Source organism: Pseudarthrobacter chlorophenolicus (assembly GCF_000962805.1).
In the GTDB taxonomy this organism is placed as follows: domain Bacteria; phylum Actinomycetota; class Actinomycetes; order Actinomycetales; family Micrococcaceae; genus Arthrobacter; species Arthrobacter chlorophenolicus_A.
Genome location: NZ_JZTW01000009.1, coordinates 137,802 through 163,864 on the forward strand (window position 1 = coordinate 137,802; position 26,063 = coordinate 163,864).

Here is a 26,063-nt window from a genome sequence, read left to right on the forward strand (position 1 = left end):
AGGTTGGGGTCCATGCGAATCAAAATGTGCAGCATCCACGTTAAAGACCCGGCCCTCGCGCATGATTTCTACACCAAGACGCTGGGCTTCGACACCCTTATGGCCATGCCGGAGTACAACTTGTACATCATCAAGGACCCGGGGGCCCCGGACAACTCAGCGGGACTCCTCCTGGAGCCCAGCGACAACCCCATCGGGGCGGACTACATGAACGCGGTCCATGAGGCAGGGCTTCCGGCCATCGTCTTCGGCGTCCCGGACGTCCAGGCCGAATACGACCGTCTGGTGGCCGCGGGCGTCAGCTTCAAGAGCCCGCCGGCCGAGGACCCGTCCGGCATCAGTGCCGTCTTCGACGACGGCTGCGGGAACTACATCCAGCTGCACCAGGACTGAGCCGCCCGAACACGGAGCGCGCAGAAACAACAGAAGCCTGTCCGCAGATCCGGGTCTTCAAGGTTCGGATCTGAGGACAAGCTTCTGATTAGCTTGGAGCGTTCACGTCAGTTGGCGCGGGCCCGCTTGGCTTCCTTCTTGGCGGCCTCGTCTTTTACCCGCTGCGCCTCGGCGCGGACGGCTGCGTGCGTGGAGCGTTCGGTGACCAGCCACTGCGGCGGGGCCTGCAGCAGCGCGGTGATCTCCGCCGTCGTCAGCGCGTCCTCGACGCCGCCGCGGGCCAGGCCGCTGATGGAGACGTTCAGCTTCTGCGCCACCACCGGACGGGGGTGCGGGCCGTTGCGGCGCAGCTCGGCGAGCCACTCCGGCGGGTTCGCCTGGAGTTCGGCGAATTCCTCGCGCGTGATGGTCGAATCCTGGAACTCCTGCGGTGTTGCGGGCAGGTAGATGCCAAGTTTCTTGGCAACGGTGGCCGGCTTCATGGACTGGGAGTTTGCAGAGGTCATGCTTCAAGGGTATCCGGGCGGCGGGTACTGTGAAGACGTGCCCTCCACAACCTCCTCCCCAGACGACGCCGTTTCCGCCGGCGACATTCCCGCCGACGCGCCGCGCGAGCTGCGCATCGCGTATGTTCCGGGCGTGACGCCGGGCAAATGGATCCGCCGCTGGGAAGAGCGCATGCCGCACATTCCCCTTCACGCGCAGATGCACGACGGCGGCACAGCGGCTGAGGCGGTCCGTGGCGGTTCGGCGGACATGGCCTTCGTCAGGCTCCCGATCGGCCGCGAAGGCTTGAGCGTGATTCCCCTGTACGAGGAGCAGGCCGTGGTGGTGGCTCCCAAGGGCCACGAAATTTCGGTGTTCGAGGACGTGGCGCTGGCGGACCTGGATCAGGAATCCTTCCTGGACGTGGCGGCCCTGGGCGGCCCCGAGCCGGCCCTGCAGGTGGTGGCTTCCGGCGCCGGTCTGATTGTCCTGCCCATGTCAGTGGCCCGTCATTTCAACGTCAAGGACACTGTGGCCCGCCGCGCCACCGATGCGCCCGGCACCGAGATCGCCCTGGTCTGGGCCACGGACAGCACCGATGAGGTCCTGGAAGAGTTCATCGGCATCGTCCGCGGCCGGACGGCACAGAGTTCACGGCAGCCCTCCGCGCAGCCGGTCAAGGAAAAGAAGGCCCCGAAACCCGACCGGCGTGGCGGTTCCGGCGCCAAGAAGGCAGCGCCCAAGGTGGCACAGAGGTATGCCCCCAACCCGGACAAGGGCAGGGGCAAGGGCTCCCGTAAGAAGGGCAAGCGCTAGGCGCACCTCCGTTACGGCCTGTGGGTCAGTACCGGTTCCTCGGCGGGACCTGGCCGGCGCCCGTTTGCCGGGCTTTCCTGGCCCGCAGGATGCGGCCGATGATGGCGGGCAAAAAGGCGAAGAGCAACTTCTTCATGGCAGATCCTTTGCTGTGGCGGATGGAGTCGCCGGGGCCGCCCTTCCGAAATGGAACGACGGCCCCTGCTGCCGACGATTTGGCGCCTGGCTAGGTGTTTTGGATGGTGTCTTTGGCGTTGGTGGCGTGGTCTTTGACGTCGGTGGCGGCGTGTTGGCTGTCGGTTTTGACGTGTTCGATGCCGTCGGTGGCGGTGGTTTTGACGTTGTCCATGGCGTGTTGGGCTGGTTCTTTGAGGTCCTGGACCATGTCTTTGGCGGCGTCGGTGAGTTCGGTGGTGAGGGGTTCGGCGGCGGTTTTGAGCTGGTCGGCTGCCTGGCGTTCCTTCTCGCTGGCGGGGATCAGGGAGGAGATCAGCATTCCTGCGCCGAAGGCGATGAGGCCGGCGGCGAGGGGGTTGCCCTGGGTTTTGGCTTTGACCCGGACCGGTGTGGCGGCGACGGTGTGGCCGGCGTCGGAGAGGGTGGAGGCGACGTTGTCTTTGGCGTCGTGGAGGGTGTCGCCGGTGCTGTGGAGTGCGTTGGTGGTGTGTCCGGCACTGCTTTGTGCACCGTGGTGCAACGTGTCCTGGATTCGGGTGGTGGTGTGGTCTGCTGCTCCCATGATTTTCTCCTTGACGCCGGTGGCGGCGTCTTTGAGTTTGTCGGTTTGGCGGTGGACGATGTTGGACGGTGTGACTTTGTCCGCGACGGCGTCGACGTTGGTGCCCAGGCGTGCCCGGGTGGCTTCGATGTCGGCGCGGATTGCGTCGGGGTTTTCGCTCATCGGTTTACCTCGCCTGGTTTGAGGGTGGGGGGAATTTCGGAGAGTGTTTCGCCTGTTTGGGGCAGGCCCTTGATCTGTTTGAGTTCCTTGCGGCCGATGCTGGCCAGGATGGCGGCTGCGATGCCCCAGATCACGGCGACGATCACGGCGGCCCAGCCCAGGGGCATGAGCGCGCCGAGGGCGAACATCAGGGCCAAGGACAGGAAAATCAGGACGAAGTGGCCTGCGACGCCGGCGCCGGCGAGCATGCCGCCGCCCTTGCCGGCACGGGTGGCGGATTGTTTGAGTTCGGCTTTGGCGAGCTCGACTTCCTGGCGCATCAGGGTGGACAGGTCCCGGGTGACATCACCAAGAAGATCCCCCAGGGAGGCGTTGTCCGCCTTCTGGTGCGCCACATTCGGCGACTCAGGAATCTGGCTACTCATCAGAACCTGCCGGACTCGCCATCCGCGGACCGGTCGCGGGTGCGGGGGTCGTTTGCCATGGGATCATCCGCGAGCTCGCGGTCATAGACGGGGTCTTCGGCGATCCGGTTTCCGGACCAAGGCTCCTCAACCAACTGGGGGCTGTCCAGCCCACTTGCCGGCCGCGCAGGTTCCGGATATCCGCTGCCGGGAGCGCCGCCGTCGTACCCTGCCGTTGTGGTTGCCGGGCCGGGCAGCTGCACCGGCGGAGGCGGGACGGTACCGCCGGCCGGGGGGTAGGACTCGCTGAATTGGTCGCCATAGCCGGTACCCGAATACTGGAGTCCGCCGGAGTGCCTGCCCGGGGTGCCGGACGTGCCGGTGCCGGAGGATGCCTCCGGGGCGCCGGCGGTGAGGCTGCGCGTCAACCTGCCCGCCAGAACGCCTGCGCCTGCCGCAAGCAGCAGGAACGTCCCTGGCTTGTTGCGGGCGAACCGCTGGACGTCTCCCAGCAGGTCGCCGGGTTCCCTACTCTCCAGCCAGGACGCCACGGAAGAGCTGCGCTCGGCCGCCTGCCGGATCAGGTCGCTCGCCACACCCTGCTCCGGGGCGGTGGCCATGCTGTGCAGCTGGTCGGAGATGTTGCGGATCCCCTGCGCGGCCTTCTGCTGCTGAACTCCTGCCTCGCTGGTCAGGCCGCTCTTCGCCTGGTCCATCAGGTCCTTGGCATTGGTCTTTGCCTCCGCTGCGACATTGGCGGCTTCCTCCTTCGCCGTATGCGCCACGTCCTGGGCTGCAGCCGTGGCGTGTCCTGCCACATCCGAGGCCTCCGATTTTGCTGCATCGGTTTTCGAACCACCTGACGGCGTGCCCGCCTGGTAACCGCCTGGAACGTAGTCACCCGTCCCGGGTACAGACGTCTGCGGAGTTGTGGTGGCGGGGAAGGTGGTTGCTGTCCGCTCGCCGGGAATTCCTGTATTGGCCGTGGGAGCCGCGTTGGGGTCCTCGGGCCATTGGTTCTCTGTCATCTTCCATCTCTCTTTCCAAGAAGGCCGGTTGTTGATCAAGAACCAGCAATACTGGCCGTAAAATGATAAGCATGATTACTAATGAAAGGTAAGTACCCTTCGTAAACGAGTTATAACCGAACCCGAAAAGTCAGCCGGACAGCGAGCGCCTGCCCGGTCACAACTCAAGTGGAAGTGGTGGGTAGCGTGGAAACAGCTCCATGGATTTGGATAATCATTGCCGTTGTTGTGGTGTTGCTGATTGTTGTCCTGCTGATGAGCGGGCAGCGCCGCAAGGCCGTCCAGCAAAAACGCGAGCAGGAACACCGCGAAAAGGCAGCAGAAATCCGCAGGGAAGCGGAAACCAAGGAAATCGATGCCCGTGAACGTGAGGCCAAGGCTGCCCGTGCGCGCGCTGACGCCGAGCAGGCGCAGGTCAACGCCGCACGCCTGCGCCAGGAGGCCGATGAGAAGGCCCGCGAGGCAGGTTCGCTCCGCAACGAAGTCGCAGATCACACGCGCAAGGCTGACGAAATAGATCCCGACGTCACCACCGACGCCGGCCGGCGGGGTCGCAGGGCCGACGACGGCGCACAGCGTACGCACCAGGCTGACGTGGCCGGTGGCACAGCAGGCCATGCCCACGATGACCGCGTGCAGGGCGTCCATTCACATGCCACCCAGGATGACCGGGCCGTCGGTAGCCAGGCCGAAGCGGGCCGTGACGGTGCACGCGATGGCCGCGTGCCGAGCGACCATGGCCGCACCACGCATGCGCAGGATGACCGGGCCTTCGGTGGCCAGGCTGACGACCGCCGCGGCAGTACAGGCGATGACAATGCGCACGATGACCGGGCGTATGGCGACCCGGTGTACGGCGACCATGCGGGGAGCGGTCGCGAGGCTGACGCGCGCGGGCCGGTGGCCGGGCGGGGCGCTCCCGGCGCCGACGCCGAGACCCTTGCTGATGAGCGGCGCCCCGGCGAGCAGGATCCGCGCCTGGACGGCCGGGACCGGCAGCCGGGCGGCGCCGTGGACTCCGACGGTGACCAGACACGGCGTGCGGAGCGTAATCCACACGACGGAATCTAGGCCGCGGGGGACCGCAGCGGCTACGAGTGGCTGCGCGGTTTCAGTACGGGGGAGGGAGCTACTCCCTTCCCCGTTCCCATGCCGTCCAACACTTCCCGGACTGCGTCCGCCGCTGAAGTCTTTGCCTCCCACCCCAAAATCCGCTGCGCCCGCCGGGTATCCATCACAGGTGCTCCAGCGGCCATCTCCACCCATCCCGAATCGGTGGGTTGAAGCCGCAGCCGCCACGCCAGCCCGGCGGCCCGGTGAAGCAGCCACATGGGCACGGGGAGGATTCTCCTGGCACCCAGGATCCGGCCCAGCTCCTGGGGATCCAGGACCGGTTCGGCCGCAATGTTGAAGGCGCCGCTGGCCCGCTGGTCCACCACACGCCAATAGGCCTCGGCCACGTCGTCGGCATGCACCGCCTGGAAGACCAGGTTGTCCGGCGCAGGCAGCAGCGGGATCCGCAGCCTGCCGGGGAGCAGCCGCGGAATGACGGGGCCCAGGAAGTACCGGCCGATTTCGCTGCCGGCGTCGCCCTGGAAGATCAGGCCCGGGCGGAGCCTGGCCACGGCAATGCCGGGCTCGGACTCCGCGAACCGGTCCAGCAGCGCTTCCTGCTCAGCTTTGTGCCGGCTGTAATGGGAGCCCTGCATTCCCTCGGCGGGCCAGGATTCATCCCTGCGCCCGTCCTTGGACGACTTGCTGTAAGCGCCCACCGAGGACGCGCAGACCACCTGCTTGACCCCCGCGGTCCTGGCTGCGTCCAGTACGTGCCTGGTCCCGTTGACGTTCGTCCGGTACAGCTGTTCGAGGTCCCGGTTGGGCTGGATCTGCCACGCGAGGTGTACGACGGCGTCAGCTCCTTCCAGCGCTGCTTCCAGCTTTTGGCGGTCCTGCTCCAGCCCCACATCAAGCGTGTGCCAGTCCACCCCTGCGTACGGAGCCTGGCTGGTATCCGGCAGGCGGCGGCTGATGCCGGCGAGCTGGAGGCTTCCCGGCTTCCTGGCGAGCTGGCCCTGCAGGTTCCGCAGGAGGGCCGTGCCGGCGTTTCCGCTGGCACCGGTGATGACAATCCGCATGAGGGTGCTCCTGACACAAGGTGGACGGAACTGCGTACCAGACGAGACTATCGCCAAGAAGGATTGTTTTATAAGCAGGCTTATGATTTGCTGCTTCTAAGTCTTGCCGCAGGCTTTCGGAACCATCCCCGAGGGAACCAACGTCAATGCCAGAATCTTTCTCTCCAGTTGCAGTGGACGCTTCATTCACTCCCGCCCATCAGTCCACGCCAACGCAAGAAACTGCTTCACCCCATGATCTACACGCCAAGTCCGGGCAGTTGCGTGAGACCTTCGAAAACGACCTTGTCCTGGGCTTCCTCGACCTCGCCGAAGCACTGGCGGCGCGCTTCGAAGCCCGCGGCCGTGAACGGGCGGACCTGAATCAAGTGGCCTATCTGGGACTGGTCAAGGCCGCACGGGGCTTCGACAGGTCCAAGGGCGAAAGCTTTCCCGCCTACGCCGCACCCACGATTACCGGGGAACTGAAGAGGTACCTCCGTGACAGGACCTGGGTGGTCCGGCCGCCACGGAACATCCAGGACCTCCGCACCAGGATGTTCAAGGCGGAGCCGGAACTGACCCAGGTGCTGGGCAGGAGTCCCAGCGTGGAGGAGCTCGCCGGGGCACTGGACACAGACCCGGCGGCAGTGCAGGAAGCCATGTCCGCATCCAGCAGCATGCACCCGGACTCCCTGGACGCGGTCAACCCGCACTCGGACGCGCCGTCCATCGGCGATATGCTCGCCTGCCCGGACACGCCCCTGGAACGGCTGGAGGAACTGGCCTGCCTGCGCGAGGCCATGCATGACCTGGAACCGGCCGACAGGGAGCTCCTGTACCGCCGCTACTTCTGCGAGGAAACGCAGGTGCAACTGGGCAAGCGGCTAGGCATGTCGCAAATGCAGGTTTCACGCCGGCTCGCCCGCGTACTGGTGGAACTCCAGCGCCGCCTGGAAAACAGTTCCCGGCTCGACGAACCATCCAGCGAGTGCCGCGGCACCGCGGCTTCCTTGGGCCGGGCCCAGACCCGACGGGCCGGACGCTCCAACCGGAGTCGACGCTGTGATTGACCCGTACTGAACTCAAAACTGCACTGACTTCCGGCCCTGCCGCCGGACGCGCCACACCTTGGATTTCCTATCTTGCCTGTTCAGCGGGCCGGTCACGTTGCTGTCTGACGCCCGGTGCGACGTTGGCCTGTTTAGGAGCAGCAGCAGGAGGGAACAGGACTGACATGGTAAGCACCACAACTGCCAAAATCCGCGCCGTCCTGTTCGACCGGGATGGAACGCTGGTGGTCGATGTTCCCTATAACGGGAACCCGGCCCTGGTACGGCCCATGCCCGGGGCGAGGGAAGTGCTGGACGCCCTCCGGGCCAGCGGCATTGCCACGGGCGTGGTCAGCAACCAATCCGGCATTGCCCGTGGACTCATCAGCGAGGAGGACGTTGCCAGCGTCAATGCCAGGGTGGAGGAGCTCCTGGGCCCCTTCGACGTGTGGGAATTCTGCCCCCATTCGGATCAGGACAAGTGCTCCTGCCGCAAACCGGCACCGGGAATGGTCCACAGCGCCTGCCGGAAGCTGGGCATCGACGAATCCGAAGCTGCCCTGATCGGCGATATCGGCGCCGACGTCTTGGCTGCCGAGGCAGCCGGGGCAACCGGCGTCCTGGTTCCCACCCCGGTGACCAGGGCCGAGGAAGTGGCTGCGGCCCGGCTGGTGGCCCGCGACCTGGCCGGCGCCGTCCGTCTACTCCGGGAGGCACAGTAATGGGCCGGATCCTGGTGGCGCGGCTGGACAGCATGGGCGATGTCCTCCTGGCCGGACCGGCCGTGCGGGCAGCCGCCAACGGCCGGGTCCCGGACGGCAGCGGCGCGAACCATGTGGTGATGCTGTGCGGCCGGCAGGGTGAGGCCGCTGCGGGACTCCTGCCCGGCGCCGCGGAGGTCTACAGCTGGGACAGCCCGTGGATCATGAACCCTGCACCCAAAATGGCGGGCCCCCACGCGGACCGCCTCATCGAATACGTGCGCAACTCCAGGATCACCGAAGCCGTCATCCTCACTTCCTTCCACCAGTCCCCGCTGCCGCTGGCACTCCTGCTCCGGCTGGCCGGCGTCGAGCGGATCACGGGTGCTTCCACGGACTTTGCGGGCTCCCTGCTCGATGTGCGGCTGAAACCCGGCGAGGACTTCCCCGAAGACCAGCCGGAGGCCGAACGTGCGCTGGGCATCGCCGAAGCCGCAGGATTCAGGCTCCCCCTGGGCGATGACGGCAAGCTCCACATCACTCCAGGCCCGGATGTGCATGACCTCGTCGGCGACGGTCCCTACGTAGTGGTCCACCCGGGCGCGGCTGTCCCGGCCAGGGCCTGGCCCCCGCTCCACCACGCCGCCGCCGTCGAACTCCTCCAAGGCGCCGGCCACCGTGTGGTGGTGACCGGCGGTCCCGGCGAAACCTCATTGACGGCAACAGTGGCCGGCCCCTCGGCGCTGGACCTGGGCGGACGCACCGACCTGTCCACGATGGCCGGTGTCATGGCCGGAGCCCAGGCCGTGGTCGCCGGAAACACGGGACCGGCCCACCTGGCCGCGGCCGTCGGCACCCCGGTGGTGAGCCTCTTCTCACCCGTGGTCCCGGCCATCCGGTGGGCACCGTACGGGGTGCCGCTGGAGCTGCTGGGGGACCAGAACGCGGCATGCCGGATGACCCGGGCCCGCATCTGCCCCGTCCCCGGCCACCCCTGCCTGGACTCCGTATCCCCCGAAGAAGTGGTGGCTGCCGTTGAACGCCTGATCAGCGGCGTGAGCTCCTTCAGCACCCACGTCAGCACCCGTAGAAAGGCCCGCAACAGATGAGAATCCTGCTCTGGCATGTCCACGGATCCTGGACGGACGCCTTCGTCCGCGGCAGGCACGAGTACCTGCTCCCAGCCCTGCCCGAAGGCGGCCCGTGGGGCCTGGGCCGCGCCGGCCGCAACTGGCCGGACTCGGTGCGGGAGGTGGACCTGGCGACGCTGGACGCAGGCTCCGTTGACGCCGTCGTGCTTCAACGGCCGGAAGAAATCAGCGAAGTCTCCGGGGTCCTGGGCCGTACCCCCGGAGTGGACCTGCCCGCGGTCTTCGTGGAGCACAACACGCCCAAGGGTGATTTCCCCTTCACCCGGCACCCGCTGGCGGACCAGAACACCATCCCCCTGGTGCACGTAACCCACTTCAACCGGCTCGCCTGGGACAACGGATCGGCCCTGTCCAAGGTCATTGAGCATGGCATCCCGGATCCCGGGCAGCTCTACACGGGGGAGCTGCCGGACCTGGGCGTGGTGGTTAACGAGCCCGTTCGCCGCGGCCGGGTGACGGGCACGGACCTGCTGCCCGCCTTCGCCGAGGTGGCGCCCCTGCAGGTGTTCGGGATGAAGACCGAAGGGCTGGCAGCCGCCGCCGGCATCGGGACGGAACGGCTCACCCCGCGCGGTGACCTGAAGACGCAGGAACTCCACCGCGAGCTGGCACGCTGCCGCGTCTACCTTCACCCCATGCGCTGGACGTCCCTGGGGCTGTCCCTCCTGGAGGCCATGCACCTGGGCATGCCCGTGGTGGTGCTGGCCGCCACCGAAGCCCCGCGGGCGGTCCCGCCGGAAGCCGGAGTGGTATCCGCGGACATCGACGAGCTGCTCCGGTGCGCGCGCAGGCTGGTGGCCGACCCGGAAGAAGCACGACGGCGGGGCGTTGCTGCGCGCGAGGCCGCACTGGCCCGCTACGGCCTGGGCAAATTCCAGGCCAGCTGGGATGGGCTCCTGGCAGATCTCGGGCGCAGGCCCCCTGCCCGCCACCGACCGGAGGAGCAGATCCTTGTTCCGGCGCAAGAAAGGAAGACCGCATGAAGATCGCGATGATTTCCGAGCACGCCAGCCCGCTGGCAGCCCTGGGCGGGGTGGACGCCGGCGGGCAAAATGTCCACGTCGCAGCGCTGTCCGAGGCGCTGGCCAGGCGCGGCCACCAGGTCACCGTGTACACCCGCAGGGACGCGACGGAGCTTCCCGACCGCGTAAAAGTGGGGCCCGGTTTCGACGTGGTCCATGTGGACGCCGGCCCTCCGCAGCACGTTCCCAAGGACGAACTGCTGCCATTCATGGGCGAACTGGCCGACGGCGTGGCCCGGGACTGGGACCGGCGGCCGCCGGATGTGGTCCACGGACACTTCTGGATGTCCGGCCTGGCCGCGCTGGACGCCGGCCGCCGGCCCGGCCCGGGCTACCGGATCCCTGTCATCCAGACCTTCCACGCCCTGGGCACGGTCAAGCGCCGGCACCAGGGCGCCGAGGACACCAGCCCGCAGGAGCGCCGCTGGCTCGAACCCGGCGTCGGAAGGTCCGCAGACCGGATCATCGCCACCTGCTCGGACGAGGTCTTCGAACTCAAGGCCATGGGCATCGACACGGGAAAGATATCCATCGCACCCTGCGGCGTGGACCTTGACGTCTTCGGGCCGGAGGGGCCGGCGGACGCCAAACCCAGGTCCCACCGCATCCTTTCGGTGGGCCGGCTGGTGCCCCGCAAGGGCGTGGACCTGGTGATCCGCGCCCTGCCCCACCTGCGCGCAGCGGGCTTTGCCGACGTCGAACTCCTCATCGTGGGCGGCGGCGGGGACTCCGGTGCCCTTCACTCGGACCCGGAGGTGCGCCGGCTGCTGGGCCTCGCAGAAGAGCTCGGAGTCCAGGACCAGGTGGTGCTGGAAGGCCAGGTGCCCCGGGGGGACATGCCCGGCATCTTCCGCAGTGCCGATGCCGTGGTCTGCGCCCCTTGGTACGAGCCGTTCGGCATTGTGCCCCTCGAAGCCATGGCGTGCGGCGTGCCGGTGGTGGCCGCGGCTGTGGGCGGGCTGCGGGACACGGTGGTGGACCATGCCACCGGCCTGCATGTCCCGCCCCGCGACCCGGAAGCCATCGCGTCAGCCCTGGCCATGCTGCTCGGCAACCCCTCCCTGCGCGCCGAACTCGGCAACGCCGGCCAGCGCCGCGCCCGTGCCCGCTATTCGTGGGACCGGGTGGCCGCGGAATCCGAAAAGGCCTACAAGCTGGCGGTGGCGGGGGCCGCAGCTGGTGCCGCCGGCCCGGCAGCCATCCCCCTGGAAGGAGCGGCACTGTGACTGCTGAATCATCCCTCCGCGACATCGACCTGGCGCACCTGGCCATGGCCCCGGCGCTCCCGGCGGTGCTGCCCGGCGCCGCGTTCGTGGATTCCGCCAGTGCCGACGCCGTCCGGCTGCACCTGGACAACGTGGTTCCCGCCCTGGAATCCCTGCGCAGCCAGTCCGGCCGGCTCGCCGCCTGGGGTGTGGAGCTGGCCCAGCGGATGCTCCGCGGGCAGCGGCTGTTGGCAGCCGGCAACGGCGGGTCCGCCGCCGAGGCCCAGCACCTCACCGCCGAACTGGTGGGGCGGTTCGACGGCGAGCGGGTCCCGTTCTCCGCCATTTCCCTCCACGCAGAAACATCCGCCATCACGGCCATCGCCAATGACTACGGGTACGACGACGTCTTCGCCCGGCAGGTGCGCGCCCACGGCCGCTCCGGTGACGTGCTGGTCCTGCTGTCCACCAGCGGGAAAAGCCCCAACCTGCTGCGGGCCGCGGAGGCCGCGTCCCGGCTGAACATCACCACATGGGCCCTGACCGGTGCAGGGCCCAACCCGCTGGCCGCCGCCTGCGATGAGGCCGTGATGATCGATGCCCTTAACGCGAATGCGCAGGAGGGCCACCTGATTGCCCTGCACGCCGTCTGCCGGGCCTTCGACCTGGAAGTGGGGCGCCGCCACCCGGCCGCCACGCTCCAGCAGGGAGCCCGGCCATGAGGATCGTGGTGGTGGGCGACGTGCTGCTGGACGTTGACCTCTGCGGCGAGGCCACCCGGTTGAGCCCGGATGCACCTGTCCCGGTGGTGGACGTATCCGGGATCCGCAGCCGCGCAGGCGGCGCCGGGCTGGTGGCGCGGATGCTGGCCGGGGAAGGCTGGCCCGTCACGCTGGTGACTGTGTTTGGCGATGACGACGCCGGCCGGCAGCTCCGCGGCCACCTCGCCGGCGTGCGCCTGGTGTCCGGCCCCAGCAGCCACCCCACACCGGTGAAAACCCGGGTCCGGGCCGGCTCCCATGCAGTGGTCCGCTTCGACCAGGGGTGCGGCAAGCCACCGGTACCGGAAATATCGGCCGGCATGCTCCGGGCAGTGGAGGACGCCGGGGCCATCATCGTGGCCGACTACGGCAGGGGAGTGGCGGCCAGCCCGGAGCTGCGGCGCCTGCTTGCCAGGCGGGCGGCCGAAGTGCCCGTCATTTGGGACCCGCATCCGTCCGGGCCGGACCCTGTGCCTGGAGTCGCCGTAGTGACGCCCAACCTGGCGGAGGCCACCAAAGCCGCCACCGCTTACGCGACCCCCGCTTCAGGTGACGGCGACGCCGGTGACCCGGCAGCCGTCGTCGGACGCATCCTGCTTGAACGTTGGCAGAGCACCGCGGTCCTGGTGACCAAGGGCTCGGAAGGGGCCGTGCTGCTGCAGCGGGACAGCGTGTCCCCACTGGATGTTCCGGCGCCGCGGGTGGAAGCCGGGGATCCCTGCGGGGCCGGCGACCGCCTGGTGGCCGGACTGGCAGTCCACCTCCTGGCCGGCAGCACCCTGCCCGAGGCCGCGGAGCAGGCCGTCAATGATGCCGCTGACTTCCTGGGGGCCGGTGGCGTCTCGGCCTTGCCCGACCGGAGCATTGGCCATGGCTTGCTGCGGGAGGACAGCGGGGAGGCGCCGGAACCAGCTGGTGCTCCGGTGGAACGGCCGGCAGACGGCACCACGCCGCTCCGGCGCACCACCGAGCCGCTGCTGCTGGCCCGCGCCGTCCGTGCCAACGGTGGAACGGTGGTGGCCACCGGTGGCTGCTTCGACCTGCTGCATGCCGGGCACGTTCGCTCGCTCGCAGCGGCCCGGAAAATGGGCGACTGCCTCATCGTCTGCCTGAACTCGGACAGCTCGGTCCGGCGGCTCAAGGGCGCGGAACGTCCCATCATCGGCCAGCAGGACCGGGCCGAGCTCCTGCTGGCGATGGAGTGCGTGGACGCAGTGATGGTGTTCGACGAGGACACCCCGGAAGCTGCCCTGGACCGGCTTCGCCCTGACCTCTGGGTCAAAGGCGGGGACTACAAAGGTTCCCGGCTGCCTGAAGCGGAGCTCGTGGAGAGCTGGGGCGGCCGGTGCGTGACTGTTCCCTACCATCCGGCACGGTCCACCACCGGGTTGGCCGATGCCCTCGCGAAAGTGGGCTGACTTTCCTATTGCCCACGGTCCGCATCACACCGTCCAACCACGCAACACCTGAAGATTTGATTCCCCATTGAAAGGAACACCATGACTGCAGATGCCATCAACCCCGGACGCGTACTGGTTACCGGAGGTGCCTCGGGACTGGGGGCCGCCGTCGTCGAAGCCGTCCTGAAGGCCGGGGGAACCCCCGTGGTGCTGGACCGCGATATCAGCAGCGTGTCCAGCGTGAAGGCGTTCGAAGTGGACGTTGCGGACCGGCTGGCCGTGGAAGCGGCAGTCCGGGAGGCCGCTGAAACCGTGGGCGGCCTGGACGGTGTGGTCACCGCAGCCGGCATCGACCGCTGCGGCAAGCTCGCCGACGTGGAGGCCACGGAATGGGAGAAAGTCATCGGGGTGAACCTGATGGGTACCGTCTCCGTGGTGCGCGCCGCGCTGCCCTACCTGAAGGCCAACCACGGCCGCGTCATCACCGTCGCCTCCACGCTGGGCAAGCGCGCCGTGGCCGATGCCACTGCCTATTGCGCCTCCAAGTTCGGTGTGGTGGGTTTCAGCCACGCCCTCGCGGCGGAAACCGGAGGCGAGATCGGCGTGACCACCATCATCCCCGGCGGCATGAAGACCCGGTTCTTCGATGACCGAACCGAACAGTACAAGCCGCAGGACGATTCACGCCTGAACGATCCCGCCAACACCGCTCAGGCCATCCTGTTCGCGCTGAACCAGCCCCGGGGCTGCGAAGTCCGCGAAATGCTGATCTGCCACGAGGAAGAAGGGTCCTGGCCCTAACGCGGGGACCCAATACCGAATCCGGCCACAGGCCACGTCCGCATACGACGGGAGGACCCCCAATGACCACCACAGCGATCGACACACCAGCAGGCCGGGACGCGGCCGGATCCACCGGCCTCACCATCACGGACCCGCGCACCGGAGAGATCCTCTGGACAGTCCCCGAAGCCGCGCCGGAAGCGGTGAACCATGCCCTGGAGGTGGCGCGCCGGGCAGCGCCGGAATGGGCGGCTGCCCCTCCCGCGGACCGCGGGGCCGCGCTCAAGGCTGCGGCCCGGGCCCTGGACACCGCCGCGCAGGAGCTGGCGGGGCTCAATGCCAGCGAAACCGGCCGGCCCGTCGAGGAAGCACTGGCCGGAATCGGAGCGGCTGTTTCCACCCTTGAGCAGTACGCCGAGCTGGCCCCGGTCCACCGGGGGCACAGCCTCCGGGGCAACCGGCTCGCCGCCGACTACACCGTGGCCGAACCACGCGGCGTCGCGGTCCTCCTGACTCCGTGGAACGACCCCGTGGCCGTGGCCTGCGGACTGATCGGCGCCGCCCTGGCCACGGGCAACGCCGTCATCCACAAGCCGAGTGAACGCTGCCCCCGGCTGGGCGAGGCCCTCGGTGAGGTCCTGGCACCGGCCTTCCCGCCCGGCGTGTTCCTCACGGTGTCCGGCGGGGCCGATGTCGGTGCGCTGCTGTCCCAATCCGGGGTGGACGTACTGGCGCACGTGGGCTCAAGCGCATCAGGGGCCCGGATCGCCCGGGCCGGGGCGCTGACCGGCGCACACGTGCTCCGGGAGAACGGCGGCAACGACCCGCTCCTGGTGGACCGCGACGTCGACCCCGCCTGGGCAGCGGAGCAGGCCGCCATCGGCGCCTTCAGCAACAGCGGCCAGATCTGCACGGCGGTGGAGCGGATCTACGTCCACCGGGACATCGCGGAACAATTCACCGCGGCGCTCCAGGCAGAAGCGGCCCGCCGCAACACCGGCGGCTCGGTGGCCCCGCTGGTGGACGGGCGGATGCGTGACGAGGTCCACGCCCAGGTCACCGAAGCCCTCGCGGCCGGCGCCACTGCTGTGGAGGGAGGCGGCCTGCCGGACGGTCCGGGATCCTTCTATCCGGCCACCGTGCTGGTTGGCTGCACCGGACAGATGCAGGTGATGGCGGAGGAAACCTTCGGCCCGGTTGCGCCGGTGCAGGTGGTGGACTCGTTCGACGACGGCCTCCGGCTCGCGTGCAGCGGCAAGTACGGACTCGCGGCCACCGTCCTGAGCAACAACATCGCCCACATCCAGCAGGCCGTGGCGGCCCTGCCGGTGGGCACGGTCAAGGTCAACGCGGTGTTCGGCGGAGCCCCCGGCGGCGCAGCGCAGCCCCGCGGTGACAGCGGAGCCGGGTTCGGCTACGGGCCCGAACTGCTGGACGAGTTCAGCCAGGTCAAGGTGGTCCATATCGCGGCGCCGCCGGCACCCCCAGCCGAACAGGAACGGCCGTGGGCCTGACCCCGGAAACCGCCGACCTTTCCACCCAGCGGGCGCTCGCCGAATGGCTGCCCGGACGCCTGGCGGCAGAGCAACCGAGCGTCCTGGTGATCGGTGACCTCATGCTGGACGGCTGGTGGAGCGGCACCATCGAGCGGCTCTGCAGGGAGGCTCCGGCGCCGGTGGTGGACATCGCCGTCCGGGACTCCTTTCCCGGCGGCGCGGCAAACACCGCCATGAACCTGGCCGCTTTGGGAGCCCGGGTGTCCGTTGCCGGCATCATCGGCACGGACGACGCCGGCGCGGACCTGCGCCGCCAACTCGAGGCGGCGGGCATCGACGTCCGGCACCTGCACACGCACCCGGACATGGTGACCACCACCAAGATCCGGATCAGCAGCGGCGGCCAGGTGATGCTCCGCATCGACGACGCCGCCCGGACCGTGCCCACCGATGCGCTCGCCGGGCTTGCATCGTCGGTGCGCGCCGCCGTCGAACGCCAGGACGCCGTGCTGGTGTGCGACTACGGCAACGGCGTGCTCGCGGACCCCGTGCAGGAAAGCCTGGTGGCAGCACTGGCCACGGTGGGGAACACCGGAAAACGCCGCCCGCTGGTAGTGGTCGATTCCCACGATCCCCGCCCCTGGGCCCCGCTGCGGCCGGACCTGGTGACGCCGAATGCGCAGGAGGCCGCACGGCTGCTCGATGTCCGGCTCCCCGACGGCCCGGACCGGGCGGACACGGTCACCGGGCAGGCGCCGGCGCTGCTGGCAGCCACCGGCGCCGCAGCGGTGGTGGTCACCCTGGACCGGGACGGCACCGTGCTCATCAGGCCCGGCGGCGCCACCCACCGCACGTGGGCACGCCCGGCCGCCGAAAAGCAGGCCTCCGGGGCGGGCGACACCTTCGTGGCGGCGCTGACCCTGGCGCGCTCTGCCGGGCTGCCGCTGACGGCGAGCCTGGACCTTGCCCAGTCCGCCGCCGACGTCGTGGTGCACCAGCCCGGAACCTCGGTGTGCAGCACCAGCCAGCTCAGCCGGTACCTGGCAGCCTTCGCGGACACCGCCCTGGAAGCCGACGAGCTGCAACAGCAACTGGACCTGCACCGGTCCGAGCGCCAGCGCATCGTGCTGACCAACGGCTGCTTCGACGTCCTCCACAGCGGCCACACCCGCTACCTCAACCAGGCCAAGCAACTGGGTGATGTCTTGGTAGTGGCGCTGAACAGCGACGACTCCGTCAGCCGCCTCAAGGGGCCGGGGCGGCCCATCAACGCCGTCGCGGACCGGGCGGCGGTGGTGGCAGCCCTGAGCTGCGTGGACTACGTGACTGTTTTCGACACCCCTACCGCCGAACCACTTATCCGGCAGCTCCGCCCCGACGTCTACGCAAAGGGCGGTGACTACACGCCGGAGATGCTTGCCGAAACACCCGCCGTCGAAGAGTCGGGAGGCAGGGTGGCCATCCTGGACTACGTGGCCGAGCGTTCCACCACGGCAGTGGTCAACCGCATCCGCGGCGGCCAGGGAACTGCCACGGCGCTGCAGGGCTCGGGGGAGTAGCCCCGCTGCAGTTCCACTAGGGTTGAATCCATGACTGAGGCGGGGCACGGGTAATGGCGAAACGCGGAAGGTCGGGAGGCCGCGGGCGTGCTGTGGCCGGTGTGGTGGACAGCCAGGCCCCCGGTTCCAAGGGGCCGGTGGAAGGCGTTTATTACGTCGATACCGGTGACTGCGAGCTGATCGCTGACCAGGACAACTCCACCGGCTGGCTCCTGAAGATCAACGGGGTCATGAGCTCGCACATCGACCTCGCAGACCCCCTGTTCCTGGACTTCGAGTACATGCGGTGGATCGCGGCGCTCATCGAGTCCCGCTGGCCTCCGCAGGACGCTTCGTCCGCCCGGGCCGGCGCCGGTAACCAGGGGAAGCTGCGCGGCCTGCACCTTGGCGGCGGAGCCTGCTCCCTTGCCCGGTACTTCACCGCCGCCTACCCGGACGCGCGGCAGGTAGTGGTGGAACTCGATGGCAAGCTCGCCGGGTACGTCCGCGACTGGTTCGACCTGCCCAAGGCGCCGCTCCTCCGGATCCGGGTGGGGGAGGCCCGGGAAGTCACCGAAACCCTCACCGCGGACACCCGCGACTTCATCATCCGTGACGTCTTCGCCGGCGCTTTCACGCCGCGGCCGCTGACCACCGCCGAATTCAACCAGCACGTCCGCCGGGTCCTGGCCCCGGGCGGACTGTACGTGGTGAACTCCGGCGATGCCCCGGACCTGAAAAATGCCCGCGAGGATGCCGCCACCATCGCCGCGTCCTTCGAGCACACCCTGATCATCGCCGATCCCGCAATGCTCAAGGGGCGGCGCTACGGAAACATGGTGATGGCAGGCAGCGACGTTCCCTTCGGCGACGACCCCAAACTGGCCCGCAGGCTTTTGGGCGGCGCAGTGCCGGCGCACATCTGGGACGACGCCCAGGTCCGGGCCTTCGCTGCCGGCACCCCGGTGCGCCACGATCCTCCGGCGCCGGTGGTTGAGCCCGTCGAAACCTGATTTCGACAGGCTCAATCACCGGAGGGTTAGCCCCGTCCCAGCAGCGCGTCCCGATGCATCGTCACCTGGTCGCGCAGGGCCTGGACGACGGCGGCCACGGCCGGGCGGCGCATCGAATCGGGCCGCAGGACCATCCAGTAGGGGAGCAGCTCGGCGATCCTGTCCGGGAGCAGCCGGACCAGGTCATCGTGCAAGTCGCCCATGAAACAGGGAAGGAAGCCGATGCCAGCGCCGGCGCGCGTCGCTTCGACGTGGACGAAGACGTTGGTGGACGTAAGCCCGTCCCGCATTGCCGGAACCAGGCGCCGCGGGGCGTCCAGGTCGTCCACCTGCAGCATGGAATCCACGAAGTAGACCAGCGGATGCCCGTTGAGGTCAGCCACGGTGGCGGGTGTGCCGTGCTCGGCCAGGTACGCGCGGGAGGCATACATGCCCAGCATGTACGCGCCCAGCCGGACCGCCTCCGCGCGGTGCACCTGCGGCTCGCCCACCACCACTTCGATATCCAGGCCGGAGCGCTGCTGCAGCGCTCGCCGGGTCATGGTGACCACCTCTACGCTCAGTCCCGGATGGGCGCGCCGGAGCCGGGCCACCGCAGGCGCGGCAATGTAGGCGCTGAAACCGTCCGTCGCGGTCATTCGTACGACGCCGGTAATAGGGTCCGGTGCGCGGCCGCCGGGTCCCAGCGTGGCCAGGACCTCCTCTACCTGCTCGGCCACGCGCACCGCCCGCTCGCCCAGTTCGGTCAGCTCCCAGCCGCCCGCCGCCCGCGCCAGGACGCGCCCGCCGAGCGACTTCTCCAGCGCGGCGATCCTGCGCGAGACGGTGGTGTGGTTCAGGCCCAAGGCCTGCGCCGCCGTCGTAAATTTCGCCGAACGTGACACCTCGAGGAGGACTAAAAGGTCATCGGGGTTGGCATTCATATCTGCAATTGTGCACACAGCGGGTGCCGCTTTGGTCATTGAAGGCGCAAGTTTGTGCAGCAATACTCAGGGGAGTCACTTGTGCTGGAGATCACAGCACGTGTCAACGTGGACACTAAAGGAGAAAACCAGTGAGCGTAGGAGAACGCCCGGCCAACCAGGCTGCCGGGACCCCCACCAAGGGTGGGGGACTGAAGAAGATCGTGGCCGCCTCAATGGTGGGCACCGTGGTGGAGTGGTATGAGTTTTTCCTCTACGCCACGGCGGCCACCCTGGTCTTCGGCAAGTACTTCTTTCCCTCCACCGGCAACGAGTTGGACGGCATCATCCAGGCCTTCATCACGTACGCGGTGGGATTCGTGGCCCGCCCGCTGGGCGGCATCGTCTTCGGCCAGATCGGCGACAAGCTGGGCCGCAAGCCCACCCTGCAGCTGACCATCGTCATCATCGGCGTCTCGACGTTCCTGATGGGCTGCCTGCCCGGCTTCGCGGACATCGGCTACCTGGCACCGGCGCTGCTGGTCTTCCTGCGGTTCATCCAGGGCTTCGCCCTCGGCGGAGAGTGGGGCGGCGCCGTCCTGCTTGTGGCAGAGCACAGTCCCAACAAGACGCGCGCGTTCTGGTCGAGCTGGCCGCAGGCCGCGGTCCCGGTGGGCAACCTGCTGGCCACCCTGGTGCTGTACATTATGTCCTCCACCCTCAGCAGTGAAGCTTTCCTCGGCTGGGGCTGGCGCGTGGCATTCTGGCTCTCCGCCGTGATCGTGTTCGTGGGCTACTACATCCGCCGGCACGTTTCCGAAGCCCCCATCTTCCTCGAAGCCAAGGAGCTCGTGGAGAAGGAACAGGCTGTCAGCTACGGCGTGGGCGAGGTCATCCGGAAGTACCCCAAGGGCATCCTGCAGGCCATGGGTCTCCGCTTCGCCGAGAACATCATGTACTACCTGGTGGTCAGCTTTGCCATCGTGTACCTGAAGAGCGTCCACAAGTACGACACCTCCTCCCTCCTCCTGGCGCTGCTGATCGCCCACGTCATCCACTTCCTGGTGATCCCGCAGGTGGGCCGGCTGGTGGACCGCTGGGGCCGCAAGCCCGTCTACCTGGTGGGTGCCATCACCGGCGCCGCCTGGCCGTTCTTCGCCTTCCCCATGTTCGACACCCGCAACGCCGTGATCATCGTGCTCGCCGTGACCATCGGCCTGTGCCTGCACGCTTTCATGTACGCCGGCCAGCCGGCCATCATGGCCGAGCTGTTCCCCACCCGGATGCGGTACGCCGGGGTCTCGCTCGGCTCCCAGGTGACGTCCATCTTCGCCGGGTCGCTGGCGCCGCTGCTGGCCACCCAGTGGCTCAAGGACACCGGCTCCTGGCTCCCCACCGCCATCTACCTGGTGGTTGCCTGCGCCATCACCGCGTTCGCCGTGCTGAGCCTGCGCGAAACCAAGGGGATCGCGCTGCAGGACGTAGACAAGGCCGACGCCGCCCGCGAGGGTCTGCTCAACGCCTCCGCGCGCTGAGCTGCCACGGCCCCACGACAGCCTGCGCGTACGAAGGGATTTTGAGATGGAACACGAACTGAACGGCCTGAAAGCTTTGGTCACCGGTGGTGCCGGCGGCATCGGCGCGGCCTGCGTCCGGGAACTAGCCGCCCGCGGTGCGAAAGTGGTGGTGGCCGACGTCGACGCGGCAGCGGCTGCCGCCCTCGCCGACGAGGTGGGCGGCACCTCCTGGGCCGTGGATCTGCTGGACGTGGACTCGCTCGCCACCCTGAGCCTGGACTGCGACATCCTGGTCAACAACGCCGGAATCCAGCGGATCAGCCCCATCGAGGAGTTCGATCCGGTGCAGTTCCGCCGGATCCTGGCCCTGATGCTGGAGGCGCCGTTCCTTCTTGTCCGCGCCGCTCTGCCGCACATGTACGCCAACAGGTTCGGCCGCATCATCAACCTGTCCTCGGTGCACGGGCTCCGGGCCTCCCCCTTTAAGAGCGCGTACGTTTCCGCCAAGCACGGCCTGGAAGGGCTGAGCAAGGTGACGGCGCTTGAGGGCGGGGAACACGGTGTCACGTCCAACTGCGTCAACCCCGGCTACGTCCGGACGCCGCTGGTGGAAAAGCAGATCGCGGACCAGGCTGCCGTGCACGGCATCCCCGAGTCCGAAGTGCTGGCCAAGGTGATGCTCACGGAGGCGGCCGTCAAGCGCCTGGTGGAGCCCGAGGAAGTGGCGTCATTGGTGGCATGGCTGGCCTCGGACCATGCCGGTATGGTGACCGGCGCCAGCTACACGATGGACGGCGGCTGGTCGGCAAAGTAAGCCTTCCATGGCCCGTGAACCAGTGCGCCAACCACTGGATGCCAGGCTGGGCTGGCCGCTCCGGCGGTCAGTCCAGCCTTCGCAGTTGCCGGTGGTCGTAGAAGAAAAGCCCGCGGACGGTTTTGACGCCAACGGTGGTTCCGTCCTGCGTCACCACAGTCCCCTCGTGCCTGCCGTTAAAGGGATCGTCCCCCAGCACGGCATCCCCGATCCTGTAGGGGCTGCGGGGGCGCAGTGCCTCAACCGCCCTGCCCCAGCCCAGCGCCACCGCCGAGCCAAGGCTGATGGGACGGCCCATGCCGGACAGGTCCTGGACATCATTCGTATCCATGCGTACCAACTCCCAGGCGGCAGCCTGCCGCTCAGTCGCGGTGCCTGGCGCCGGAACGCTCCCCAGCGGAGGATGGTCCTCGTAATCCCGGCGTGCACCTTACGCCAAAGCTATGCGCTAATCACACCAGTCACACCAGTAACAGGTACTCAGTTTTAAAAACAGCACTACCCGAATGAGGGCACGGGAAGGTCACGGTGCGGGCGCCCCGGTGGAAGCGGGCTGCGGGGGAGGCAGGCCAGCCTCTGCCGGTGCGCTGTCTCAGGGCCTGCCGTTGATGATCTCCTCGGCATTATCGAAGGTCCACGCCACCAGCGGCACCAGCAGTGCGCTCAGTTCGTAGCCCTTCTCCGTCAGGCTGTAGTCCACCCGCGGCGGGATGACGGGCTGCGCGTCCCGGCTCACCAGCCCGTCCCGTTCCAGGGTCTTCAGGGTCTGGGCCAGCATCTTCTCACTGATGCCCTCCGCCCTTCGCCGCAGCTCGCTCCAGCGCTGAGACCCCTCGGAAAGGGCAATGAGGATTAGGACGCCCCATTTGCTGGTGACGTGGTCCAGGAGCGTCCGGCTGGGGCATCCGGCCGGGAACACGCCGTCGGAAAAACTGAGCGGAAGGGGAGCGGGCTGCAGGGTTGCGTCCATGTCAGCAGCTTACCGTCTGGGTAGTACCTTGCCGCAAGGTAAGTACCTTACTTCAAAGTGCGTACTCTCTTTCGGGAAGCAATCCCATCAGGGCATGGTTGTGACCTTTGACAGAGCAAACATCCCGAAAGGATCCACCCATGAGCATCGTCGTTACCGGAGCCACCGGACACCTGGGCCGCCACGTCCTCGAAGCACTGCTGGAGCGCGACGTTCCCGCCGGTGACATCGTGGCCGCCGGACGTTCCGTGGACAAGCTGGCAGATTTCGCAGCCAAGGGAGTCCGCGTCGTGTCCGTCGATTACTCGGACGCCGCCTCCGTGGCAGCTGCCCTCAAGGGTGCCACCCGCGTCCTGCTGATCTCCGGCAGTGAAGTGGGCCAGCGGGTGGAGCAGCACCGCACCGTCATCGAGGCCGCCAAGGCCGAGGGCGGCGTGGAACTCCTCGCCTACACCAGCATCGCCAACGCGGACTCCACCGGCATGAAGCTGGCGGACGAGCACAAGGCAACGGAGGAACTCCTGCGCGAATCAGGCGTTCCGTTCGCCCTGCTGCGCAACGGCTGGTACCTGGAAAACTACACAGAGCAGCTGCCCGGCACCCTGGCCCAGGGTGCCATCGCCGGCAGTGCGGGTGATGGCAAGGTCAGCGGCGCGTCGCGGCAGGATTACGCCCAGGCGGCCGCGGCAGTGCTGGTGGCCGACGGCCAGGCCGGCAAGGTCTACGAGCTTGGCGGCGACCATGCCTTCAGCATGGCCGACCTTGCTGCAGAAATTACCGCAGCCACGGGCACTGACATCAGCTACAACAACATGCCCGGGGGCGATTACGCGGGCCTCCTGGCCCAGGTGGGTGTACCCCAGGCGTTCGCTGAGATCCTGGCGGACTCGGACCTGGGCATCGCCCGGGGCGACCTCCTGGTCACCACCGGTGATCTGCAGAAGCTGATCGGACGCCCCACGACGTCCCTCGCGGAGGCGGTCCGGTCCGCCGCAGCTTCGGCGTAGCAAGCGCAAAACGGTGCCCGGTCCCTTTCGAAGGGGCCGGGCACCGTTTGCGTCTCCGGTCCGTTGTGGTTGCTGTGCTTCCATCCGGCCGCTGGTCCGGTAACTAAGCTCAATGGCGGGGTGCCATCTAGGATTTGCTGCCCGTCAGGGCGAGCGTCCCGCCGAGCCCGATCATCAGCGCGCCGCCGGTGGCCTTGACCCTGGAAACCCGGAGCGGCGACCGGGCGAACCATTCCCGGGCGGTTCCGGCCGCCACCGCCCACAGGCTGTCGGAAACCACTGCGATGATGAGGAAGACCGCGCCGAGAATCCCCAGTTGCAGGGGAATCGACCCCGCCGGATAGTCGACGAACTGCGGGAGCACCGCTACGAAGAACACTACGGACTTCGGATTGGTGGCACCCACCACCGCCCCTTCCGCCACCAGCCGCCGCGGGCGGGTGGCGGTTGCGCGGCCTTCGGAACCGGCGGGGACCTTCCGATGCCTGATGGCCTGGACGCCCAGGTAGATAAGGTACGCGGCCCCGGCAAATTTCACTGCGCTGAAGAGCAGCACCGACTGGGCCACCAGCACCCCAACTCCCAGCGCCACAGCGGCCACCTGCAGCAGCTGGCCGCAGGCATTGCCCAGTACTGTCAGGACGCCGCCCCTCCAGCCCAGGGCCAGGGACCGGCCGATGACGAACAGGACGCTGGGGCCGGGGACGGCAATCAGCACCACCGAGGCCAGGGCAAACGCCAGGAGGCTGGAGGCAGGAACCATGCCTGATCTTAGCCCCGGAAGGAGCCCCCTGGCATTGAGCCTGCCGGTGATTGAGCCTGCCGAAACCTGCTGCGTTAGGTGCGCGCGGCCCGCTCCACCACCGGCAGCGGCGACGTTTCGTCGTCAAGGTGGGCCCGCCGTCGTCCGTCACCCTTGACCCACAGGCGGTAGCCGAGGACCAGGAGTCCCAGCCAGGCTGCCCCGACGTAGAGGGCGATCCGGGTGTCCTCGAAGGCGCCCAGCACACCGATGACCAGAACCATGAAAGCGATGGTCAGCACCGATGCTGCGGGCCACCACGGCGAGGGGAATTCCGACGCCGGCAATCCCTTCCGTGCGATCTCCCGCTTCATCGCCACATGGGACGCGAGGATCATGACCCACACCCACACGGTGGCGAAGGTGGCGATCGAGGCGATGACCAGGAAAACGTCCTCGGGGATGACGGCGTTCAGGATCACTCCCACCAGGAGGATCGCGGTCATCATGACCACCGTCATCCACGGAACTCCGTGCCGTGAGACCTTGCCGAATGCGGCGGGTGCATGGCCCTGCCGGGAAAGTCCGAAGAGGATGCGGCCGGCGCCGAAGATGTCGCTGTTGATGGCCGAAAGCGCTGCTGTGATGACCACGGCATTGAGGATATGGGGAGCGGCCGGGATGCCCAGCCCGCTGAAGATCTGGACGAAGGGGCTGCCGTTGGTGCCCACTTCGTTCCACGGGAAGAGGCTCATGAGCACACCGAGGGTAAGGACATAAAACAGCAGGACGCGGACCGGGACGGTGTTCACGGCCTTGGGGATGACCTTCTTGGGGTCGGCCGCTTCGCCTGCAGTGATGCCGAGGGTTTCGATGCCGCCGAACGCGAACATCACCACGGCAAAGGATGCCAGGAGGCCGCCGAACCCGTTGGGGAACAGGCCCCCGTGCTCCACCAGGTTGCCCAGGCCCGGTGCCACGGTGGAACCGCCGGCCTGGAAACCGAAGGCGATGATGGCGGCGCCGCCGGCGATCATCGCGATGATGGCCGCCACCTTGATCAGCGAGAACCAGAACTCGAGCTCGCCGAAGACCTTGACGCTGAGGAGGTTCAGGGCGGCCAGGAAGCAGATGATGGCCAGGACCCAGATCCAGCGGTCAACCTGCGGGAACCAGAAGCCCATGTAGATGCTGAAGGCCGTGACGTCGGCGATGGCCACGATCGCCATCTCGAACACGTAGGTCCAGCCGGTCACGAAACCGGCCAGCGGGCCGAGGTAGCGGCTGGCGTACTGGCCGAAGGAGCCGGATACCGGGTGCCGCACGGCCATTTCGCCCAGCGCCCGCATCACCATGAAGACCGCGGCGCCGCCGATGATGTAGGCCAGCAGGACGGCTGGCCCCGCCTTCTGGATGGCGGAAGCGGAGCCGTAGAAGAGGCCGGTGCCGATGGCCGAGCCCAGGGCCATGAACCGGATGTGGCGGACGTTCAGTCCGCGGTTCAGGACGCTTCCGACGGCGGATGCCGGCGTCTGCTGTCCGGCGCGGCTTTCGTTCCGGGTTGGGGATGGTGCTTGTTGCATACACTTACCTTCTCGTCTTTGGGAGGGGAGCCGCTAACCAGCAGACCACTTCCGGGGACGCCGTGATGAGCCTCACGCAGGCTTGGTGTCTTTGATCTCAGACTGTCCGGGTGGGCGCTGGTGGTTGGACTTGTCGAACCCGTTGCGGTGGTTGAGCTTGTCGAAACCCTTTCGGTCCTTTGAATGTCGTACCCCTTTGCCATAGTTCGGTTATGGGGAAGTCGGCGGTGGTGAGGGCGTTGGAGGAGATCGATGCTGCCCTTG

General features: G+C 67.9%; 27 protein-coding genes. 17 read left to right on the plus strand and 10 right to left on the minus strand.

What is annotated here, in order from left to right; all coding sequences use genetic code 11:
- The first annotated feature begins 12 nt into the window (after positions 1-12).
- Positions 13-393 (plus strand): VOC family protein, encoded by a 381-nt coding sequence (locus UC32_RS11170; protein WP_045731289.1) that lies wholly within the window; start codon positions 13-15, stop codon positions 391-393.
- 107 nt (positions 394-500) lie between these two features.
- On the opposite strand, the gene UC32_RS11175 is transcribed toward UC32_RS11170, so the two are convergent.
- Positions 501-899 carry a DUF5997 family protein gene (locus UC32_RS11175; RefSeq protein ID WP_043793645.1) on the minus strand — a complete coding sequence of 133 codons (399 nt, stop codon included), beginning with the start codon at positions 897-899 and terminating at the stop codon, positions 501-503.
- Between UC32_RS11175 and UC32_RS11180 the strand changes: the two genes are divergently transcribed.
- A complete protein-coding gene (locus UC32_RS11180; protein WP_200896371.1) occupies positions 862-1,695 on the plus strand; it encodes a LysR substrate-binding domain-containing protein in 834 nt (277 codons plus the stop codon). The two genes, UC32_RS11175 and UC32_RS11180, sit on opposite strands and share 38 nt — an antisense overlap.
- A gap of 226 nt (positions 1,696-1,921) precedes the next feature.
- On the opposite strand, the gene UC32_RS11185 is transcribed toward UC32_RS11180, so the two are convergent.
- Genes UC32_RS11185 through UC32_RS11195 form a run of 3 tightly spaced genes read right to left on the minus strand, consistent with a single transcriptional unit; the run spans position 1,922 to position 4,028 of the window.
- On the minus strand, positions 1,922-2,596 hold the full coding sequence (locus UC32_RS11185; protein WP_045731290.1) for a DUF3618 domain-containing protein: 675 nt from the start codon (positions 2,594-2,596) through the stop codon (positions 1,922-1,924).
- Entirely contained in the window at positions 2,593-3,021 is a 429-nt protein-coding gene (locus UC32_RS11190; RefSeq protein WP_045731291.1) for a phage holin family protein, read from the minus strand. The genes UC32_RS11185 and UC32_RS11190 overlap by 4 nt, the downstream gene beginning before the upstream one ends.
- Positions 3,021-4,028, minus strand: a complete 1,008-nt coding sequence (locus UC32_RS11195) for a hypothetical protein (RefSeq protein ID WP_045731292.1) — start codon at positions 4,026-4,028, stop codon at positions 3,021-3,023. Before UC32_RS11195 ends, UC32_RS11190 begins: the two co-directional genes overlap by 1 nt.
- A 186-nt stretch (positions 4,029-4,214) precedes the next feature.
- On the opposite strand from UC32_RS11195, the gene UC32_RS20060 reads away from it, so the two are divergent.
- On the plus strand, positions 4,215-5,099 hold the full coding sequence (locus tag UC32_RS20060) for a hypothetical protein (RefSeq protein ID WP_052690567.1): 885 nt from the start codon (positions 4,215-4,217) through the stop codon (positions 5,097-5,099).
- Positions 5,100-5,119: 20 nt separating this feature from the next.
- Here UC32_RS20060 and UC32_RS11205 read toward each other — a convergent pair whose 3' ends face one another.
- The gene (locus UC32_RS11205; RefSeq protein ID WP_045731293.1) at positions 5,120-6,163 is read right to left on the minus strand and encodes an NAD-dependent epimerase/dehydratase family protein; all 1,044 of its coding nucleotides are present in this window, start codon (positions 6,161-6,163) and stop codon (positions 5,120-5,122) included.
- A gap of 146 nt (positions 6,164-6,309) precedes the next feature.
- Between UC32_RS11205 and UC32_RS11210 the strand changes: the two genes are divergently transcribed.
- The 11 genes from UC32_RS11210 (at position 6,310) to UC32_RS11260 (ending at position 18,264) form a co-directional block, all read left to right on the plus strand.
- On the plus strand, positions 6,310-7,215 hold the full coding sequence (locus UC32_RS11210) for a sigma-70 family RNA polymerase sigma factor (protein ID WP_045731294.1): 906 nt from the start codon (positions 6,310-6,312) through the stop codon (positions 7,213-7,215).
- A gap of 164 nt (positions 7,216-7,379) precedes the next feature.
- Positions 7,380-7,916 (plus strand): D-glycero-alpha-D-manno-heptose-1,7-bisphosphate 7-phosphatase, encoded by a 537-nt coding sequence (locus UC32_RS11215; RefSeq protein ID WP_045731295.1) that lies wholly within the window; start codon positions 7,380-7,382, stop codon positions 7,914-7,916.
- Positions 7,916-9,004: a glycosyltransferase family 9 protein gene (locus UC32_RS11220; RefSeq protein ID WP_045731296.1), complete on the plus strand. Its 1,089-nt coding sequence runs from the start codon at positions 7,916-7,918 to the stop codon at positions 9,002-9,004. Before UC32_RS11215 ends, UC32_RS11220 begins: the two co-directional genes overlap by 1 nt.
- Positions 9,001-10,029 carry a glycosyltransferase gene (locus UC32_RS11225; RefSeq protein ID WP_045731297.1) on the plus strand — a complete coding sequence of 343 codons (1,029 nt, stop codon included), beginning with the start codon at positions 9,001-9,003 and terminating at the stop codon, positions 10,027-10,029. Before UC32_RS11220 ends, UC32_RS11225 begins: the two co-directional genes overlap by 4 nt.
- A complete protein-coding gene (locus UC32_RS11230; RefSeq protein ID WP_045731298.1) occupies positions 10,026-11,294 on the plus strand; it encodes a glycosyltransferase in 1,269 nt (422 codons plus the stop codon). The genes UC32_RS11225 and UC32_RS11230 overlap by 4 nt, the downstream gene beginning before the upstream one ends.
- On the plus strand, positions 11,291-11,995 hold the full coding sequence (locus UC32_RS11235; protein WP_045731299.1) for a D-sedoheptulose-7-phosphate isomerase: 705 nt from the start codon (positions 11,291-11,293) through the stop codon (positions 11,993-11,995). Before UC32_RS11230 ends, UC32_RS11235 begins: the two co-directional genes overlap by 4 nt.
- A complete protein-coding gene (locus UC32_RS11240; protein WP_045731300.1) occupies positions 11,992-13,452 on the plus strand; it encodes a PfkB family carbohydrate kinase in 1,461 nt (486 codons plus the stop codon). The genes UC32_RS11235 and UC32_RS11240 overlap by 4 nt, the downstream gene beginning before the upstream one ends.
- 81 nt (positions 13,453-13,533) lie before the next feature.
- Positions 13,534-14,235, plus strand: coding sequence for an SDR family oxidoreductase (locus UC32_RS11245; RefSeq protein WP_045731301.1), 702 nt, complete (start codon positions 13,534-13,536; stop codon positions 14,233-14,235).
- Between the two features lie 62 nt (positions 14,236-14,297).
- Positions 14,298-15,731 carry an aldehyde dehydrogenase family protein gene (locus UC32_RS11250; RefSeq protein WP_045731302.1) on the plus strand — a complete coding sequence of 478 codons (1,434 nt, stop codon included), beginning with the start codon at positions 14,298-14,300 and terminating at the stop codon, positions 15,729-15,731.
- On the plus strand, positions 15,722-17,272 hold the full coding sequence (gene rfaE2, locus UC32_RS11255; RefSeq protein ID WP_045731303.1) for a D-glycero-beta-D-manno-heptose 1-phosphate adenylyltransferase: 1,551 nt from the start codon (positions 15,722-15,724) through the stop codon (positions 17,270-17,272). The genes UC32_RS11250 and rfaE2 overlap by 10 nt, the downstream gene beginning before the upstream one ends.
- A gap of 53 nt (positions 17,273-17,325) precedes the next feature.
- Positions 17,326-18,264: a spermidine synthase gene (locus UC32_RS11260; protein WP_045731304.1), complete on the plus strand. Its 939-nt coding sequence runs from the start codon at positions 17,326-17,328 to the stop codon at positions 18,262-18,264.
- Positions 18,265-18,290: 26 nt separating this feature from the next.
- Here the strand turns inward: UC32_RS11260 and UC32_RS11265 are convergent, their stop codons facing one another.
- Positions 18,291-19,187, minus strand: a complete 897-nt coding sequence (locus UC32_RS11265; RefSeq protein ID WP_045731305.1) for a LysR family transcriptional regulator — start codon at positions 19,185-19,187, stop codon at positions 18,291-18,293.
- A gap of 131 nt (positions 19,188-19,318) precedes the next feature.
- Here UC32_RS11265 and UC32_RS11270 point away from each other — a divergent pair, with 131 nt between their 5' ends.
- Together UC32_RS11270 and UC32_RS11275 are read left to right on the plus strand one after the other, a co-directional pair.
- Positions 19,319-20,701 carry an MFS transporter gene (locus UC32_RS11270; RefSeq protein WP_045731306.1) on the plus strand — a complete coding sequence of 461 codons (1,383 nt, stop codon included), beginning with the start codon at positions 19,319-19,321 and terminating at the stop codon, positions 20,699-20,701.
- A 46-nt stretch (positions 20,702-20,747) separates the two neighbouring features.
- Complete coding sequence (locus UC32_RS11275) at positions 20,748-21,497, plus strand: 3-hydroxybutyrate dehydrogenase (RefSeq protein ID WP_045731307.1); 750 nt, start codon at positions 20,748-20,750, stop codon at positions 21,495-21,497.
- Between the two features lie 67 nt (positions 21,498-21,564).
- Here UC32_RS11275 and UC32_RS11280 read toward each other — a convergent pair whose 3' ends face one another.
- On the minus strand, positions 21,565-21,828 hold the full coding sequence (locus UC32_RS11280; protein WP_045731308.1) for a hypothetical protein: 264 nt from the start codon (positions 21,826-21,828) through the stop codon (positions 21,565-21,567).
- Positions 21,829-22,089: 261 nt separating this feature from the next.
- Positions 22,090-22,467, minus strand: a complete 378-nt coding sequence (locus UC32_RS11285; RefSeq protein ID WP_045731309.1) for a winged helix-turn-helix transcriptional regulator — start codon at positions 22,465-22,467, stop codon at positions 22,090-22,092.
- Between the two features lie 140 nt (positions 22,468-22,607).
- On the opposite strand from UC32_RS11285, the gene UC32_RS11290 reads away from it, so the two are divergent.
- On the plus strand, positions 22,608-23,474 hold the full coding sequence (locus UC32_RS11290) for an SDR family oxidoreductase (RefSeq protein WP_045731310.1): 867 nt from the start codon (positions 22,608-22,610) through the stop codon (positions 23,472-23,474).
- A 127-nt stretch (positions 23,475-23,601) separates the two neighbouring features.
- Here the strand turns inward: UC32_RS11290 and UC32_RS11295 are convergent, their stop codons facing one another.
- Together UC32_RS11295 and UC32_RS11300 are read right to left on the minus strand one after the other, a co-directional pair.
- Positions 23,602-24,237, minus strand: a complete 636-nt coding sequence (locus UC32_RS11295) for a LysE family translocator (protein ID WP_045731311.1) — start codon at positions 24,235-24,237, stop codon at positions 23,602-23,604.
- A 74-nt stretch (positions 24,238-24,311) separates the two neighbouring features.
- Positions 24,312-25,799 (minus strand): amino acid permease, encoded by a 1,488-nt coding sequence (locus tag UC32_RS11300; protein ID WP_200896372.1) that lies wholly within the window; start codon positions 25,797-25,799, stop codon positions 24,312-24,314.
- Positions 25,800-26,063: the final 264 nt, after the last annotated feature.